This window comes from Bradyrhizobium sp. SOJA106 (assembly GCF_059448745.1).
Window position 1 is genome coordinate 5,300,691 of sequence record NZ_CM182549.1, and the last position, 16,447, is coordinate 5,317,137.

13 protein-coding genes are annotated in these 16,447 nt (G+C 65.1%); 2 read left to right on the forward strand and 11 right to left on the reverse strand.

The window, feature by feature from the left end; genetic code table 11:
* Positions 1–96: 96 nt before the first annotated feature.
* The gene (locus tag AC5V87_RS24850; RefSeq protein WP_495368031.1) at positions 97–669 is read right to left on the reverse strand and encodes a hypothetical protein; all 573 of its coding nucleotides are present in this window, start codon (positions 667–669) and stop codon (positions 97–99) included.
* A gap of 178 nt (positions 670–847) precedes the next feature.
* Between AC5V87_RS24850 and AC5V87_RS24855 the strand changes: the two genes are divergently transcribed.
* Positions 848–1,234, forward strand: a complete 387-nt coding sequence (locus AC5V87_RS24855; RefSeq protein WP_456837918.1) for a VOC family protein — start codon at positions 848–850, stop codon at positions 1,232–1,234.
* 49 nt (positions 1,235–1,283) lie between these two features.
* On the opposite strand, the gene AC5V87_RS24860 is transcribed toward AC5V87_RS24855, so the two are convergent.
* Positions 1,284–1,784 (reverse strand): hypothetical protein, encoded by a 501-nt coding sequence (locus AC5V87_RS24860; RefSeq protein ID WP_456837917.1) that lies wholly within the window; start codon positions 1,782–1,784, stop codon positions 1,284–1,286.
* 259 nt (positions 1,785–2,043) lie between these two features.
* Here AC5V87_RS24860 and AC5V87_RS24865 point away from each other — a divergent pair, with 259 nt between their 5' ends.
* Positions 2,044–2,394, forward strand: a complete 351-nt coding sequence (locus AC5V87_RS24865; RefSeq protein WP_495368032.1) for a GrlR family regulatory protein — start codon at positions 2,044–2,046, stop codon at positions 2,392–2,394.
* Here the strand turns inward: AC5V87_RS24865 and AC5V87_RS24870 are convergent, their stop codons facing one another.
* The 9 genes from AC5V87_RS24870 to AC5V87_RS24910 form a co-directional block, all read right to left on the reverse strand.
* Positions 2,395–5,082, reverse strand: a complete 2,688-nt coding sequence (locus tag AC5V87_RS24870; RefSeq protein WP_456837915.1) for a PAS domain S-box protein — start codon at positions 5,080–5,082, stop codon at positions 2,395–2,397.
* 125 nt (positions 5,083–5,207) lie between these two features.
* Complete coding sequence (locus AC5V87_RS24875) at positions 5,208–6,119, reverse strand: DMT family transporter (RefSeq protein ID WP_495368033.1); 912 nt, start codon at positions 6,117–6,119, stop codon at positions 5,208–5,210.
* Positions 6,120–6,198: 79 nt separating this feature from the next.
* On the reverse strand, positions 6,199–7,014 hold the full coding sequence (locus AC5V87_RS24880; RefSeq protein ID WP_495368034.1) for an NUDIX hydrolase: 816 nt from the start codon (positions 7,012–7,014) through the stop codon (positions 6,199–6,201).
* Between the two features lie 4 nt (positions 7,015–7,018).
* Positions 7,019–7,972, reverse strand: coding sequence for a dihydrodipicolinate synthase family protein (locus AC5V87_RS24885; RefSeq protein ID WP_456837912.1), 954 nt, complete (start codon positions 7,970–7,972; stop codon positions 7,019–7,021).
* Positions 7,973–8,077: 105 nt separating this feature from the next.
* Complete coding sequence (locus tag AC5V87_RS24890) at positions 8,078–8,959, reverse strand: SDR family oxidoreductase (protein ID WP_495368035.1); 882 nt, start codon at positions 8,957–8,959, stop codon at positions 8,078–8,080.
* A 123-nt stretch (positions 8,960–9,082) separates the two neighbouring features.
* On the reverse strand, positions 9,083–9,943 hold the full coding sequence (locus tag AC5V87_RS24895; protein WP_456837910.1) for a MaoC family dehydratase: 861 nt from the start codon (positions 9,941–9,943) through the stop codon (positions 9,083–9,085).
* A gap of 195 nt (positions 9,944–10,138) precedes the next feature.
* The gene (locus AC5V87_RS24900; protein WP_456837909.1) at positions 10,139–10,528 is read right to left on the reverse strand and encodes a Zn-ribbon domain-containing OB-fold protein; all 390 of its coding nucleotides are present in this window, start codon (positions 10,526–10,528) and stop codon (positions 10,139–10,141) included.
* Complete coding sequence (locus AC5V87_RS24905; protein WP_495368036.1) at positions 10,528–11,685, reverse strand: thiolase family protein; 1,158 nt, start codon at positions 11,683–11,685, stop codon at positions 10,528–10,530. Before AC5V87_RS24905 ends, AC5V87_RS24900 begins: the two co-directional genes overlap by 1 nt.
* Before the next feature lie 1,059 nt (positions 11,686–12,744).
* Entirely contained in the window at positions 12,745–16,236 is a 3,492-nt protein-coding gene (locus AC5V87_RS24910; protein ID WP_456837907.1) for an indolepyruvate ferredoxin oxidoreductase family protein, read from the reverse strand.
* Between the last annotated feature and the right edge of the window lie 211 nt (positions 16,237–16,447).

The following is a 16,447-nucleotide window of genomic DNA, read 5'->3' on the forward strand; positions in this document are numbered from 1 at the left end:
GTTCCTAGCTCAGCCCTTTGGTTCAAATGGCATCGCCAAGATTTTTGACCAAGGGCTGCGGACGGTAACTTTTCCGCTATCGGAGAGCGCTGTCTTTCAGGCGCGCCGTGCTGCGAGGAGCGAACATTTCGCCTGATCCGCGTTCACGTTGACGAAGCCGATCGGGACGCGCGCAAACGTCTTGCGGCTCTTCATGCTGACCGGCTCGGTCAGCACGCGGATGCGGTCGGTGAGATGGCTGCCGTCGCGTCGTGCGAATGCGCAAACGATCTCGACATCCTTTACGGCATAGTCATTGTCATTTCGCAGCGTGAACGTCACCAGCGCCTTCGAGCCGAGGCCACCGCGGCGCCAAGTCTGTGATGAAATCCTGAGATGATCGAGGTCGGCCATTGCCGGCGCCTGGGCTTCAGAAGCCGGCGTGACCGCCGCTGATGCATCGCCCGAGGACCCCGGCTCGACGGATGCGAGCTCAGGCTTCGCCGGCTCGGCGCTGTTGCCCTTGGAAAGAGGCAGCAGCATCCAGACACCGCAGCCGACGATGATGGCCGCCAGCAGCCATAAAAGGCTGCGGCCGAATGAGACACTCGCGATCGTCACGCTCCGCGCCACCCGCTCGCCGGTCCCGGCGAAGCGTCCCAGTCCGATACGATCAAGCCTGGCGTTCATGGTGAACCGATAGCGACCACAGCGCGTCCGACCACAGATCTGGCTGCTATTTACCCTAATCCGGCAGACGAACTAAGGTTCCCGCGCTTCATGCGAGTCGGCAGGGGCGGTGGCGATCACTCCCCGAGCGCGTTAACATGCGCTGCAACATCGAAAGACCCTGTCGGGAGAACAAGGAATGCCAGTCGTCGTTACCTGGGATCACGTCCATCTGCGCAGCCCCGATCCGGAGGCCACGGCGGCCTGGCTGCGCGACATCCTCGGTGGCGAAATCGTACGCGCGCCCGGACGGATCGACGTGAACCTCGGCGGCGCAAAAATCTTCATTGCACCGCTTGAGGGCGATAACGCCGTCAATCCGCCGCCCCCGCACCCGCACCAGGGCCTCGACCATTTCGGTCTGACGGTGAAGGACATCGACGCCGTTGCGGCCGAGATCAAGGCCAAGGGAGTGACCTTTACGCGCGAGCCGACCACGATCCGCCCCGGCGTGCGCATCTGCTTCATCAGCGGTCCCGAGGGCATCTCCATCGAGCTGCTCGAGCGCGACAAGAAATACGCCTGACGCAAGCCGCATCAGGCAACAGCCGCCGGGCGAGAACCGCTCGGTGCGGTTACGTCATGCTACCGGGCATGAAACAGCGGATGGTCACGCCCATGTAGCCGTAGATCGGCCACACCATGGTGCGCCCCACCCGGTTCGGCTCCGAGATCACGGCCTCCTCGGGCACGTCGACCCAGACCATCTCCTGCTGCTGCTGACGATCGAGCATGGAGCCCGAACGCGGGATGCGGACACGATAGTGTCCGTCCTTGCTCTCCCAATCGGTATCCGAGAGCGCCGAGCCGTCGGCATCGGAGCAGCACGGCCCCTTACCGCTGCGCAGGCCGTCGAACCAGGCCTTCAGATCGGCATTGGTGTTGACGAACTGGCCGCGGTCGCGCGCGTGCCCGAAAGGGGCTGCGAGCGCAATCAGAGCCGCGGCGCAAGCCAGCTTCGTCACGCTTTGCCAGCGTGCCGCGCTGCCAATCCGCCATCGTTCGTCTTTGCAAATCGTGGGACGCGCACTGTGCAGACGCGGCTCATCGCCGCCGGAATCGATCCAGTTGCTCACGTTTGTCTTGCTCCAGCACCCCGCGGCCAGTGCAACAATGGTTATGCATTTCGCGGGCCAACTTGATTCGCAATGACTGGCCTCGCCTCATAATGAGACCGTCATATCAGTGTCACAGACAAGCCGGGACAATTACGGTCTGCAGGACGGGAACAGCATGGCGGCTGGCAAACTGCCGCGTTGCGCGCGGGATTGTGCTTTGGCATAAAAGCTCTACCGGTTGCGCCATTGGGCGATGGCGGCCGGCTTGCGGGGCTTTATGAAGAACGGCCTCTATTCGATTCACGTGTGTCTGCTCGATGGTCGAGTCGGCAAGGGCAGCGGGGTGATTCTTTTTCGCGACGGCAGGATTCTGGGCGGCGACGCGTACCTGTTTTACACTGGCAGCTACACCGTGAAGGACAACACCTTCAAGGGCGAGGTGCTGGTCCAGCGCCACACCTCTCCGCGGGGCGACGACAATCCCCTGTTCGGCGGCCCTGCCCCGGTCGGCATCGGCGTCAGCGGCACGTTCACGGACACCCGCGCTGAGATGACCGGCACGGCTCTCGTCGGCAAGGCCAGCCAGATCTTCGGCGCCACCTTGCACCGGCTCGCTGACGCCGACTAGCTATTCCGCTGCCTGCTCAAGTGGCGCGGTGCGCGGCAGAATCATCTGGATGCGTGTGCCGCCGCCCGGCTCGGAATCAAGGTCGAGGCGCCCGCCGAGGCGGTTGGTCACGATGCTGTAGACGATGTGCAGCCCGAGACCGGTGCCTCCCTGGTCACGCCGCGTCGTGAAAAACGGATCGAACGCGCGGCGGCGGACGTCGAGCGACATGCCGCAGCCGTTGTCCGAGAAGATGACCTCGACATTGTCCTTGCCGGACTCGCGCACCTGGATGTCGATCGTCCCCGGCCGGCCGTCCGGGAAGGCGTGTGCCACCGAATTGAGAAACAGGTTGGTCAGCACCTGGCCGTAGGGACCGGGATAGCTGTTCATGGTGAGATCGGGCTGGCACTCGACGTTGAGCGTCAGATTGTGCTTGCGCAGGCCCGGCCGCAGACTCATCACCACCTGCTCGGTGAGGTCGCCGAGATCGAACGTGCGCTGGTCAGAATAGTTGCGGTCGGCCGCGACCTGCTTGAACGACTGGATCAGCTCGGCGGCGCGATTGAGGTTGGAGACGAGCTGCGAGGACGCATCGCGGCTGGTGTTGAGGAAGTCGTTGAGCGTGGAGCGGCGAAGCTCGCCGCGCTCGACCTCGGAGGTAAACGTCGCAGTCTTGCGCTCCAGCGCGGAGGCGACCGTGAGGCTGATGCCGACGGGGTTGTTGACCTCATGCGCGACGCCGGCGACGAGTCGTCCGAGCGCCGCGAGCTTCTCCGCCTCGATCAGCGAGGCCTGGGTCTCGCGCAGATTGCGCAGCGCGGTCTCAGCGGCTTCCTTGGCCTTGCGCATCTCCTGCTCGCCGCGCTTGCGCTCGCCGATGTCGAGCGCCACGGTGACGATCCGCTCGATCTCGCCCTCGGCGTCAAGCAGCGGCAGCTTGTTGACGAGCCATTGCCGCATGTTGCCGGAGGCGTCCTTGTACTCCTCCTCGTAGAAACCCAGACCCTTGCGCAGCCTGAGCACGCGCTTGTCGTTCTCGTCGGTCTTGGCCGCGCCGTAGCGCGACATCAGGTCCGCGGTGGTGCGGCCTAGCGCATCGCCGGGCTCGATGCCGAAGATGCCGGCCATGTAGCGGTTCATCAGCACGTAGCGCAGGTCGCGGTCCTTGACATTGATGACCGCCGGCACGGTGTCGATGACCTGCTGGAGCAGGCGCCGGCCTTCGGCGATGGCGTCTTCCGCCCGCTTCTGGTCGGTGATGTCGCGCAGCGTGCCCTCGTAGCGGACGATGTTGCCGGCTTCGTCCCGCACGCCGGTGGCGCTGTCGGAGAGCCACAGGATGTCGCCGCTGCGCTGGCGCACCTGGTACTCGAACTCGCGCACCATGCCGTCACGCGCCATCAGCCGCTGATACTCGTCGCGCGCCTCGGGATGGACGTAGATGGTATGGGCGATATCGCTGATGCTGTCGATGAGGTGCTGCGGGCTGTCATAGCCCATCATCCGCGCCAGCGCCGGATTGGCATTGAGGAGGTCTCCGCCCGGCGTCGTCACGTAGATGCCGTCGACGGAGCCCTCGAACAGCTTTCGGTAGCTCTCCTCCGCAAGGCGCTGCTCAGTGAGCGCGCGCACCGCCGCCTCGCGTGCGGTGTCGGCCTCCTCCAGCGCGCGGCGGAACACTTCGGCTGCGCGCGCGATGTCGCCGATCTCGTTGTCGAGGTCGGCAGACGGAATAGAGGTGTTCTTCTCGCCTGCCGCGAGCGCGCGAATGGATCGCGCGATCTTGGCCAGCGGCCGCACGGTCCGCCGCACCACGAAGGCGGCAGCGACCATGCCGATCAGCACGCCGACGCTGCCGAGCACGATGCTCTGCCACCGCGCCTCGGCAAGCGTCCGGGCGAAGTCGCGTGACAGCACGTGGCCGCGGCGGTCGCTGACATCGCGCAGCAGTTCGGTGACGCGGCCGATCAGCCGGCCCTCGGTACCCAGCACCTCGCGGTCGATGTCGACGATCTGCCGCTCCCGGACCGCGACCGCGATGATGGCGTCGGCGTAGTCATTGACGGCCGCCTTCAACCCGCTATCGGCGATGTCCATCGTCCGCATGCCCTGCGCCGCCTGCTCGGCCGCGGACGGATTGCGTGCGAGCAGACCGAGCGCGATCCGGCTCTGCGCCTCGGACAGGCGGGACGCCAGCTCGCGGTCCGCGGTGGCGGAGACCGCGGCGTCGAACCGGTCGCGCAGCGGCGGCAATCCGGCGAGCAGCTGCGCGCGGCGGTCGATCAGGGTCGAGATGCGCTCGAGGCCGCTGCGATAGGTCGCCAGGCGTTCGGTGACGCCGTCGATCATGTCCTGCTGCTCGGGCGCGAGCTCGATGCGGGTCTTCTTCAGGATGTCGCTGAGGGTCGAGGCCGCCTCGCCGACCTGCTTGAACTGGATGCCGGCACCGGGATCGGTGACGAAGTCGCGCGCGGCGAGCCGCAGCTCGTTCATGCGGCGGTCGATGTCCTCGGCGAGGTCGCCGACGCTCTGGAGCCGCTGCAGCTCGGCGAAAGTCGTGTCGATGTGCCGGATCGCGATCACGCTGGCCGTCGAGGTGACGATGATCACCGCCAGCACCAGGAGGAAGCTGCCGAAGGTGAGCTGGCCGATGGAGAGCGAGAATGTACGCTTTTTCTCGGGGGTCGGCGTCAATTCGGCGGACATTGGTGTTTTGAGGACCGGGCTACTGGTAGCCCAATATACGACGTATTGCAGGCGCGGGGGAACATGCCTGGGGCCGCCGGATATCCTTAATATTTCGCCTGCCGCCCTGCTCCGCCTCGCGTTGATCAGGCCTTGGCGCTGGCCGGCCGGCGGGCCGGGATCGTCATGGCGGCCACGCCGAGGACGACGCAGGCGAGGCCGATCCAGGCGGTCCGACTCAAGGTCTCGCCAAGGAAGGCGACGCTGAGGGTGACCCCGATGGGGACACGCAGATAAGCCTGCGCGGTGGTTCCGACCGAGCCCAGGGTCTGGATCAGGCGGAAGTAGATCGCGAACGCCGCCGCGGTCGAGAACACGGCGAGCGCAAGCAGCGCCAGCACGGAGCTCAGCGAGGGCGTTACCGTCCAAGGCTGCTCGACGAGCAGCGAGGCCGGGATCAGCACAGCCGCGCCCGCCAGCAGCGAGCCCGCGGCAGGGGCCATGGGATCGAGGCCCTTGAAGCTGCGGCCGAAGATCGCGGCACAGGCATAGCAGATCGTGGCGGCGACGATCGCCGCGTCTGCAATGATCCCGCTCCCGATGTCATGGACGGCATCGACGCCGACGATCAGCAGGATGCCGGCCATCCCCGCAATAACGCCGAACAGCTTTCGCGGGGTCGTCGCCTCATGACGGGTGACGATTGCGGTGAGCAGGAAGGTGAAGATTGGCCCCGCCGAGTTGAGGATGGTGGCGAGCGCGGCATCGACATGGCGCTCGCCCCAGGCGATCAGCGTCCAGGGAATGACGCTGTTGAGCACGGCCTGAAACGCGAAGCGCTGCCAGGTCGCGGCATCGATCGGCATGCGGATGCCCCGCCCCCACATCACGAGGAGCAGCAGCAGGCCCGCGATCGCGGTGCGCGCCGCAATCAGCGTGATCGGCGGGATGGTGGCAACACCGAGCTTGATGAAGGTGTAGGAGCCGCCCCAGAGCGTTGCCAGCATGACCAGCAGTGCCAGCTCGACGGCGATGTTGGTATCTTGCCTGATGTTCATTGTGCGTCCCGTCCATTCCGCAATGGACGGAACCTAGCGCGTCCGCGCTCGCCGATACTTCGCTGCGTGTCGAAGTGTATTAGCCGACCGCGCCAACCTCGAAGACCTCGCCATCATAGCCGGCCTCACGGGGAATTCGGAGCTGGCGGCCGGTTTCGGTCTTGGTCATCACAGGCATCACCGTGACGATGGACAGGCCGCGGGCGTGCGCCATCGCGGCGCTCACGTTTGGCTGCTTGGCAAGCCGGATCAGATTGCGCGTGGTCGGGAACGGGAGCTTGAAACGGCCGGTCTCGCCGCCGTCGACCGCCTCGCGCGGCGACACCCAGATCGAATCGGTGGACTCGCGGCCGTCGTGGGCGCCGAGCTGGTCGGGCGGCGCGGCGGCGAGGAAAAACCAGGTATCGAACCGCTTCGGCATGCCCTCCGGCGTGATCCAGTGCGCGTAAGGCACGAGCGTGTCGAGCGCGAGCTGGAGGCCGTTGTCGGCGAGAATGCTGAGGAAGCTGATCTTGTGCTCGTTCAGCGCAACGCGATGCTTGTCCGCGATCTCGCCGGCGCGTTTGGCATCGACCGCGGCGCCCGTGTCCTTCGACCGCGCCAACAGGATCCCGCTCTCCTCGAAAGTCTCGCGGATAGCGGCGATCCGGAAACCGCGGTCCGCCTCGCTCAAGCCCTCGCCGCCTGAATAGAGGTCGGCGCGGGCGACGATCTCCTGATCGCCGGCATCGACGCTGCCCCCGGGAAACACCAGCGCGCCCGAGTTGAACTCGATCTGATGATGGCGGACCATCATGAAGACCTCGATTTCGCCGGGGCCCTTGCCGTCGGCCTTTGCGCCATCGCGGAGCAAAAGGATCGTCGAGGCTGGGCGTGACGCTGATGTCTCGGGCATTCGATTAACCTGCGGCGCTGGATTGCGGGCCGAGATTGGCGCGCTTGTCGAAACGGGCGACGCGCGACAAGAGGTAATCGACCTCGGCTTTCGCCGTCGCCGTCATCGTCGCGCCCGGCTTGCGCTGCGCGCTGGAGGCGATGATGCCGCGCTTCTGGAGCACGTATTTGCGTACGGTGAGGCCGACGCCGGGCTGCTGTTCGTAGCGGATCAGCGGCAGATGGGCGTCGAAGATGTCATGCGCGGCATCGCGCTTGCCGGCCTTGGAGAGGTTGACGACGTCGATCAAAAGCTCGGGGAAGGCGTAGCCAGTCATCGCGCCGTCGGCACCGCGCTCCATCTCGAAGTCCAGGAACGTGCCGCCATTGCCGCAGAGGATCGAGAGCGGGCGGAGCGAGCCGTCCTTCTGGAAGCCGCGCAGGGTCGAGATCTTCTCCAGGCCCGGCCAATCCTCGTGCTTGAGCATCACGCAGTTCGGATTGTCCATGACGATCTTGCGGATCACGGCCGGCGTGAACACCACCGACAGCGTCAGCGGATAGTCCTGCAGCACCCAGGGAATGTCGGGGCCGATCGCCTCGGCCGCCTGCTTGAAATAGCCGACAATTTGGTCGTCGGTGCGAAGCGAGGGTGGCGGCGCGATCATCACGCCGGCGGCGCCTGCGCCCATCGAGGCCTTCGCCAGCGAGCGCATGGTAGCAAAGCCAGGCGCGGAGACGCCGACGATCACCTGCATCTTCTTGGCGCGCTTGACGTAGCGCACCGCCACCTGCTCGGCTTCAGTGGCATCCAGCTTCGGCGCCTCACCGAGGATGCCGAGCACCGTGACGCCATCGCAGCCGACCTCCTCGTAGAAATCGGTCAGGCGGTCGATCGAGCGCTCGTCGATCCGGCCGTCATCGTGGAACGGCGTCGGCGCGATTGCGAAGGTGCCCTTGGCGTCGGCGGTGAGTTTCATCAAGCTCTCTCTTTCTCCGTCATTCCGGGGCGCGCGCAGGCGCGAACCCGGAATCTCGAGGTTCCGGGTTCGGCTCTTCGAGCCGCCCCGGAACGACAACAACAGCTAAAACCGCCTCGCCGACCAACGCTTCACATCCTCCTCGGAGAAGAAGATCTCCTTGGCATGATCGACGATGTCCTGGGCGTTCCAGCCCGAATGCGGCGGCTTCCAGCCTTCCATCTCCATCATCCGCATTTCGCGCACGCCGCGGGGCCCGGACACGCCCAGCACCTTGCCGGTCTGGTCGCCCGACAAATCGCTGACCATGTATAGCACGGCCGGCGCGATGCCGTCCGGCCCCAGCGCCGCACCGGGGTTCTCCTTATAGCGGGGCAGGTCTGCGGTCATGCGGGTCAGGGCGCCCGGGGCGAGCGTCCAGATCCGGATGTTGTACTTGCGGCCCTCGATCGCCAGCACGTTGGACAGCCCCCAGATGCCGCCCTTGGCCGCGCCGTAATTGGTCTGGCCGAAATTGCCGATCAGGCCTGAGGTCGAGGAGGTGTTGACGATGACACCGCCGCCGTTTTCCCGCATCCAGCGAAACACCGGCATGGTGCAACAAAAGGTGCCCTTCAGATGCACCTTGATGACCTTGTCCCAGTCGGCCTCGCTGGCCTTATGAAAGGTCTGGTCGCGCAAAATGCCGGCATTGTTGACGAGGATGTCGGCGCGGCCGAAGTGCTTGATGGCGTCGTCGAACACCGACTGGCCGCCTTCCATCGTGGAGATGTTGGCGCCGTTGGCGACGGCCTTGCCGCCCTCGGCCTTGATCGCGTCCACCACCTTCTGGGCCATCGAGGTGTCGGCGCCGGAGCCGTCGCGAGGCCCGCCGAGATCGTTGACGACGACCGAGGCCCCTTCCCGCGCGAACAGTTTTGCGTAGGCCTCACCCAGCCCCCCGCCCGCGCCGGTGATCAGCGCAACCTTGCCGTCGAGTAGTCCCATGGTGGCTTCTCCCTGTTCGTTATCGTCATTCCGGGGCGCGCGAAGCGCGAACCCGGAATTTCGTGCCACAACATCTGGATTCCGGGTTCAGCCCTGCGGGCTGCCCCGGAATGACGGAGGGTGCTAACCAAGCACCGTCTTGCCGTTCTTGATCACGGTGACGCCGCGCGACTTCACCTTGGCTTCGAACGAGATCACGTTGCCGTCCTTCCAGAGGTCCATGGTCACGGTCTCACCGGGATAGACCGGGGAAGAGAACCGCGCGACGTGCTGGCGGAACGCGCTGGCGTCGTAGTCGGCATAGGTCTGGAGCACGCCGCGGCAGGTGATGCCGTAGGTGCACATGCCGTGCAGGATCGGACGCGGGAAGCCGGCTTTCCTGGCGAACTCGGGATCCGAGTGCAGCGGGTTGCGGTCGCCGCAGAGGCGATAGACCAGCGCCTGGTCCGGACGCGTTGGGATATCGATGGTTCTGTCGGGGCTGCGCGAGGGGATCTTGTGCGGATCGGGCTGGGTCAGGTTCGGCCCGCCGAAGCCGCCGTCGCCGCGGGCAAAGCGCGAGGCGACCAGCGTTGCGAGCTTCTCGCCCTTCTCGTTCTTGAGCACGGTCTGGTGGCTGATGACGACGCCCTTGTCCTTGCCTTTGTCGTAGACCTCGAGCACCGAGGAGTCTGCGGTGATGTTGGCAGCCACCGGCAGCGGCTGATGGAAGGTGATGTCGCGCTCGCCGTCCACCACCATGACGCGGTTGAGGTTCATCTCGCCCGGCCCCGAGCCCCAGGCTGCGACGGACGCAAACGTCGGCACCACCTTCAGCGGCCGCGGCGTGAACGTGCCCTCGTTGACGAAGGCGAGCTCGTTCTCGTCCATCGGGTCTGAGCCGAGGCCGATGCCGTAGGCGTAGAGCATCACCTCGCGATCGGTGTAGGCGTATTGCTGGCCGAGGTTTTTCAGGCCTTTGAGCTCGTCGTATCTGGCGGACATTCTCTGGTTGCCTCCCGGAATTTCACCGGCGCTCATTTACGTGCCCTCTCCCCTTGTGGGAGAGTGCTACGATGTGCCGGCCACATACGCGTTTGGGTGAGGGGTTGCTTCCGCATCGAAAGTTGTCTCTGCGGAGGGATACCCCTCATCCGGCGCTTCGCGCCACCTTCTCCCACAAGGGGGAGAAGGAAGAAATCAGGCCACCGTGAAGAACGGCAGTGGCGCGCCGTCGGTCGGCTTGAACACCACCTTCACCTTCAGGCCGATCTTCAGCTTCTCCAGATCGCAGTCGACGAAATTGGTCTGCACCGACGGTCCTTCCTTCAGCGTGACGTAGCCGATGGCGTAGGGACCCGTCGGCGACTTCCGCATCAGGCTGTAGGTGTAGATCGTGCCCTCGCCCGACGCCTCCTCCCACACTGTCCTGTCGGAGTAGCAGAACGGGCAGATCGAGCGCGGGAAGTAATGCGCTTCACCGCAGGCGGTGCAGCGCTTGATCATGAACTTGCCTTGCTTGGCCGCATCCCAGAACGCTGCGGTCTCGGGGTTCGTCACCGGGGCCGGATATTTCTTCACTTCACTCATCACACGCGCTCCAGAATAGCCGTCGAGGCGGCGTGGCGAACACCCAGGAGACCGCCGGTGCCGTGGGCGATGGCGAGATCGCAATTCTTGACCTGCACCTTCGGATGCGCCTCGCCGCGCAGCTGCCGCACGGCCTCGATGATCTTGGTCATGCCGCCGCGGTTGACGGGATGGTTGCTGCACAGGCCGCCGCCATCGGTGTTGAACGGCAGCTTGCCGACGCCCGAGATCAGGTTGCCGTCGGCGACGAACTTGCCGCCCTCGCCCTTCTTGCAGAAGCCGAGGTCTTCGAGCTGCATCAGCACCGTGATGGTGAAGCTGTCATAGATCGAGGCGTACTTGATGTCCTTCGGCGTGATGCCGGCTTCCTCGAACGCGCGCGGGCCGGACCAGACGCCGGCGGAGTAAGTGAGATCGAGATCCTTGCCGCCGCGCGGCCCCTTCATCGCCTCGCTATGGCCGATCAGGCGCACAAGCGGCTTCTTCAGGCTCTTGGCGATCTCCGGCGTCGTCACGATCAGCGCGCCGCCGCCGTCGGAGACGACGCAGCAATCCATGCGATGCAGGGGATCTGAGATCATCGGCGAGTTCAGGACGTCCTCGACGGTGACGACGTCCTTGAGCATCGCATGCGGATTGTATTGCGCATGATGCGAAGCTGCGACCTTGATCCAGGCGAGCTGCTCGGAGGTGGTGCCGTAGTCGTGCATATGGCGCATGGCACACATGCCATAGGCATTGTGCGTGGTCCCGCCATACGCGGTTTCGAAATCGACCTCGGCGCCGGCCGCGCGCGGCGGCATCACGCCGGTGCGCGGCTTGCCCGCGAGCGTGATCAGCGCGATCGAGCACTTGCCCGCTGCGATCGCTTCGGCGGCATGGCCGAGATGGATGATGTAGGAGCAGCCGCCGGTCTCGGTGGAATCGACATGGCGGAGCTTTTTGATATTGAGGCCGAGATAGTCGACCATCGGCCAGGCGCCGCCGGGCGCATCGCCCGCGCAGAAATAGCCGTCGACATCGTCCTTGCTGATCCCGGCATCCTCGATCGCACCCTTGGCGACCTCGGCATGGAGCTGGGCGGTGGATTTGTCCGGCGCATGCCGGGTCGGGTGTTCGTAGATCCCGGCAATGTAGGCCTTGCCCTTGATGGTCAAAACAGAGGTCTCCGCTTGCGTTTCTTCTTGCCCTGTTTTTCTGAACCGCAGTAGGCGGATTGGCAAGCGCGGAAATATTCCGCCCCGCGAGAGGGCAGCGGGTTGGCGCAACTCTCTGGCCCCGTCATCCTGAGGCGCGAGCGGCGCGATGCAAGGCATTGCGCCGGGAGCCTCGAAGGATGCACGGCTGAGCTATCTCGACGCCCGCGCCGCAACAGCCGGGCCGTCGTCCTTCGAGGCTCGCCGAAGAGGCTCGCACCTCAGGATGACGGTTATGCAGGGCTGGCTGTCTCGACATCGTCGTTGCGAGCGCAGCGAGGCAATCCAGGAATTTTTCCGCGGATGCATTTCTGCATTGCTTCGCTGCGCTCGCGATGACCGCCAGGCACGCCTCCGCATCCTCGCGGCACATCTCGCCCGAGCTTTGCCTCGTCACGCCACCCTCAATTGAGAAGAGGGCGCAGGGGAAGACCGGGGAGAAGACCGGGTGCCGGCCGGGCACCCACGGTCCACTGTGCGAAGATTGCGCTACGAAGAGCTGCACAGCGGCATACAGGTGGAGCCAGACATCCGGCCTTCCCTGCGCAATGGGTTGACGGCTTATGTCGTGCTCTCCCCGGGGAGCGTTGCACTATTGCCCCCGTCGCCTTGCAGATAGCTGATGCGCGAACCCGGTCGGGCCGCCACATCACCACAAGACTTGGCGCACAGACCCCGGGCGTCAGGACCACACGATTTTGCCGTACGCGAGACCGCGCCCGTCGTGCGCGCGAGAGACTCGCGCGACGCAGCCCGCGTCCACCGCCGCTCACCCCGCGTTTTGTGACGATCGCGATACGCCCCTCTGAGAGGGATGAGGTGGCGGAGAGATACGACAATTCCGAATTTCGGTAAAGGGGAATGTTTTTGGAGATGTGGGTTGACCCATGTGCGGGTGTTTTGCGCAACGGGTAGCACAAGGCATGGTGTGGGCAAAGCGTAGCGTGCCCACGTCTTTTGTGCCATCCGGCGAGATGGTGGGCACGGCCTTTGCGCCTTTACCCACCCTACGAGAGCGCCCTACTCCGCCGCGATCTGCCGAGGCGCGGGCGGCGGGTTGGCGAGATCCGCGGCGAGCTGGGCGTAGCGGCTCTTGGCGTCCTGCACCGCCTTCTCCTTCACCGGGCCGTAGCCGCGGATGCGGTCGGGCAGTGACAGGAGCTCGACCGCTGTGTCGATCGTGACGGGCGACAAGAGGCCGAGCACGGTGGCGACATCCTTCTCGTAGCCGGCGATCAGGTCGCGTTCGAGCTTGCGGTCGGCACTGCGGCCGAAGATGTCGAACGGGGTGCCGCGCAGGAACTTGAATTTTGCCAGCACGCGGAACGCCTTCAGCATCCACGGGCCGAAGGCGCGCTTCTTCGGACGACCGAGCGCATCGACGCCGCGGCTGAGGATCGGCGGGGCGAGATTGAAGCTGAACTTGAAGTCGCCTTCGAACTGGTCGCGCAGCTGCTGCTCGAAGGCGCCGTCGGTGAACAGGCGCGCGACTTCGTATTCGTCCTTGTAGGCCAGGAGCTTGGCGTAATTCACCGCGACGGCGCGCGGCAGCGCTTCGCCATAGCCGCCCTGCTTGGCGGCATCGCGGACCTGATCGACCAGCTTGCGATAGCGCTTGGCGAGACGGTTGTTCTGGTAGGCGGTCAGATGCTTGGCGCGGTGCTCGATGACCTCGTCGAGCGTCATGGCATCGAGCGTCTTCGGCGCGACCACCTCATCGCTGCCCTTCAGCATCTCCGTAAGGCGCGCGGGATCGGCGACCGCGAGGCGGCCGAGGCGGAAGGCTTCCTTGTTCATCTTGATCGAGACGCCGTTGACCTCTATAGCCTGCTCGATCGCCTCGGCCGAGAGCGGCAGCAGGCCCTTCTGATAGGCGTAGCCCATCATCATCATGTTGGTGGCGATGGCATCGCCGAGCAGCTGCTCGGCGGGCTTGGTGAAGTCGAAGAACACGGAATCCTTGTGCAGCGCCGTCTCCAACAGCCCGTTCAACTTGCGGGTCTGGAAGTTGAAGTCGCGGTTGAGGATGAAGTCGGCGGTGGGAATGAGGTGGCTGTTGATGATGCCGCGGGTGCGGCTGGTATCACACAGCGAGATGGTGTCCTTGGCGACCGCGACCACCTCGTCGGCGGCAAGCACGAGATCGGCCGTGCCGGTGACGATGCGTGAGCACGTCACCTCGGCCGGGTGGTCCGAGAGGCGGACATGGCTGAGCACCGCCCCGCCCTTTTGCGCCAGGCCCGACATGTCGAGGATCATCGAGGCCTTGCCTTCGATGTGCGCCGCCATGCCGAGCAGCGCACCGATCGTGAGCACGCCGGTGCCGCCGACACCGCCGACCGCGATGTTGTAGGGCTTGTCGAGTGTCGGGCGCGAGGCGGGCTCGGGCAGCTCGCCGATGTCGGCGAGCTCGGCCGGCGCGCGGTGGCGCGGCGCGCCGCCGTCGATGGTGACGAAGGATGGGCAGAAGCCCTTCAGGCATGAATAGTCCTTGTTGCAGGACGACTGGTTGATGGCGCGCTTGCGGCCGAACTCGGTCTCCAGCGGCTCGACCGAGATGCAGTTCGACTGCACCGAGCAATCGCCGCAGCCTTCGCAGACGGCCGGATTGATCATGACACGCCGCGCCGGATCCTCCATCAGGCCGCGCTTGCGGCGGCGGCGCTTCTCGGCGGCGCAGGTCTGCACGAAGACGATCGCCGAAGTGCCCTTGAACTCGCGGCACATCTTCATGACGTTCTCGAGCTCGTCGCGGTGATATTTCTTCACGCCGGGCGCGATGGTGTCGGCGGGATAGGCATCGGGCGCCTCCGAGACCAGGTAGATCTCGCGGATGCCTTCGGCGTGGAGCTGATGAGTGATCTGCTGCGGCGAGAGATCGCCGTCGTGGCGCTGGCCGCCGGTCATGGCGACGGCGTCATTGTAGAGGATCTTGTAGGTGATGTTGGCCTTGGAGGCCACCGCCTGGCGGATGGCGAGAATGCCGGAGTGGAAATAGGTGCCGTCGCCGAGATTGGCGAAGATATGGTTCTCGTTGGTGAAGGGCGCGATGCCGACCCACGGCACGCCCTCGCCGCCCATATGCGTGAAGGTCTCGGTCGAGCGATCCATCCACAGCGCCATGAAGTGACATCCGATGCCGGCCATGGCGCGGCTGCCTTCGGGGACTTTTGTGGAGGTGTTGTGGGGACAGCCGGAGCAGAAATACGGAGTGCGGGAGACAGGCGCGACCGCCTGCATCTGCGTGGCCTGGCGGCCGTTGAACCAGTCGGCCTTGGCGCGGAGCATCTCCGCGATCTCGGGGTTGAGATTAAGTCGAAGCAGGCGTTCGGTGAGCGAGGTCGCAAGCGAGGCGACGCTGAGCTCGGCGGCGAAGGTCAAAAAGCGCTTGTCGTGCTCATCCATCTTGCCGACGATGCGCGGGCGAACGTCGTCGCGCCAGTTGAACAGCTCCTGCTTGACCTGGTTCTCGACGATCTCGCGACGTTCCTCGACGATAAAGATCTCTTCGAGACCGACGGCGAAGCTGCGCACGCCCTCCGGCTCCAGCGGCCAGGGCATGCCGATCTTGTAGAGGCGAAGGCCGATTTTCGCGGCGATCTCCTCGGTGATGCCGAGCTCGCGCAGCGCCTGGCGCACGTCCTCATAGCTCTTGCCCGAGGCCATGATGCCGAAGCGGGCGTTCGGCGAGTCCATGGTGATGCGGTTGACCTTGTTGGCGCGGGCAAAGGCGATCGCGGCAAAGCCCTTGTAGTCCTGCAGGCGACGGTCCTGCTCGAAGCGGTCGTCGGGCCAGCGCAGGTTGAGGCCGCTGGGCGGCAGCTCGAAATCGGTCGGGATGATGAAGGGCTTCATCTCGTCGGTGAGGTCGATCTCGGCGGTGGTCTCTACCGTCTCGGTGATCACCTTCATGCCGACCCAGCAGCCGGAATAGCGCGACATCGCGATGCCGAGCAGGCCCATCTCGATCATCTCGTGGATGCTGGACGGATAAAGATACGGCATCAGCGCCGAGATGAAGGCATGGTCGGACTGATGCGGGACGGTGGAGGACTTTGCGCCGTGGTCGTCGCCGGCCAGGCACAGCACACCGCCGTTCTTGGCGGAGCCCGCGGCATTGCCGTGGCGGAACACGTCGCCGCAGCGGTCGACGCCGGGGCCCTTGCCGTACCAGATGCCGACCACGCCGTCATATTTGGCGCCGGGCGAGAGGTTGAGCTGCTGCGAGCCCCAGACGGCCGTGGCCGCCAGGTCCTCGTTCACGCCGGGCTGGAACTTGATGTTGTACTGTTCGAGATGCTTGCGGGCGGCGAAGAGCTGCTGGTCGTAGCCGCCGAGCGGCGAGCCGCGATAGCCGGAGATGAAGCCCGCGGTGTTGAGGCCGTTGGCGCGGTCGCGCCGGATCTGGGCCATGGGAAGGCGGACCAGAGCCTGGATGCCCGTGGTGAAGACATGTCCGGTCTGCTGGGTGTATTTTTGGTCGAGACTGATCGGACCCTGGTTGATGCCCATGCTGTCCTCGTTTTGCCGCCCTGTTCAGGCCCTTGTTGCTTTAGGTCGCTTAAGCCGTTGCCTGCCCGTTGTTTTTAGCTAGGGCGCGCCGACCACCTTCGCCACTCTATGTCGGATATTTCACGCTCCGCATCACAAATCTGGACCAAAGGGAGCGCCGGGTAAAAATCGCAATTTCGTGGCCGGAAGCACACTGGGGATTTTCAATTTG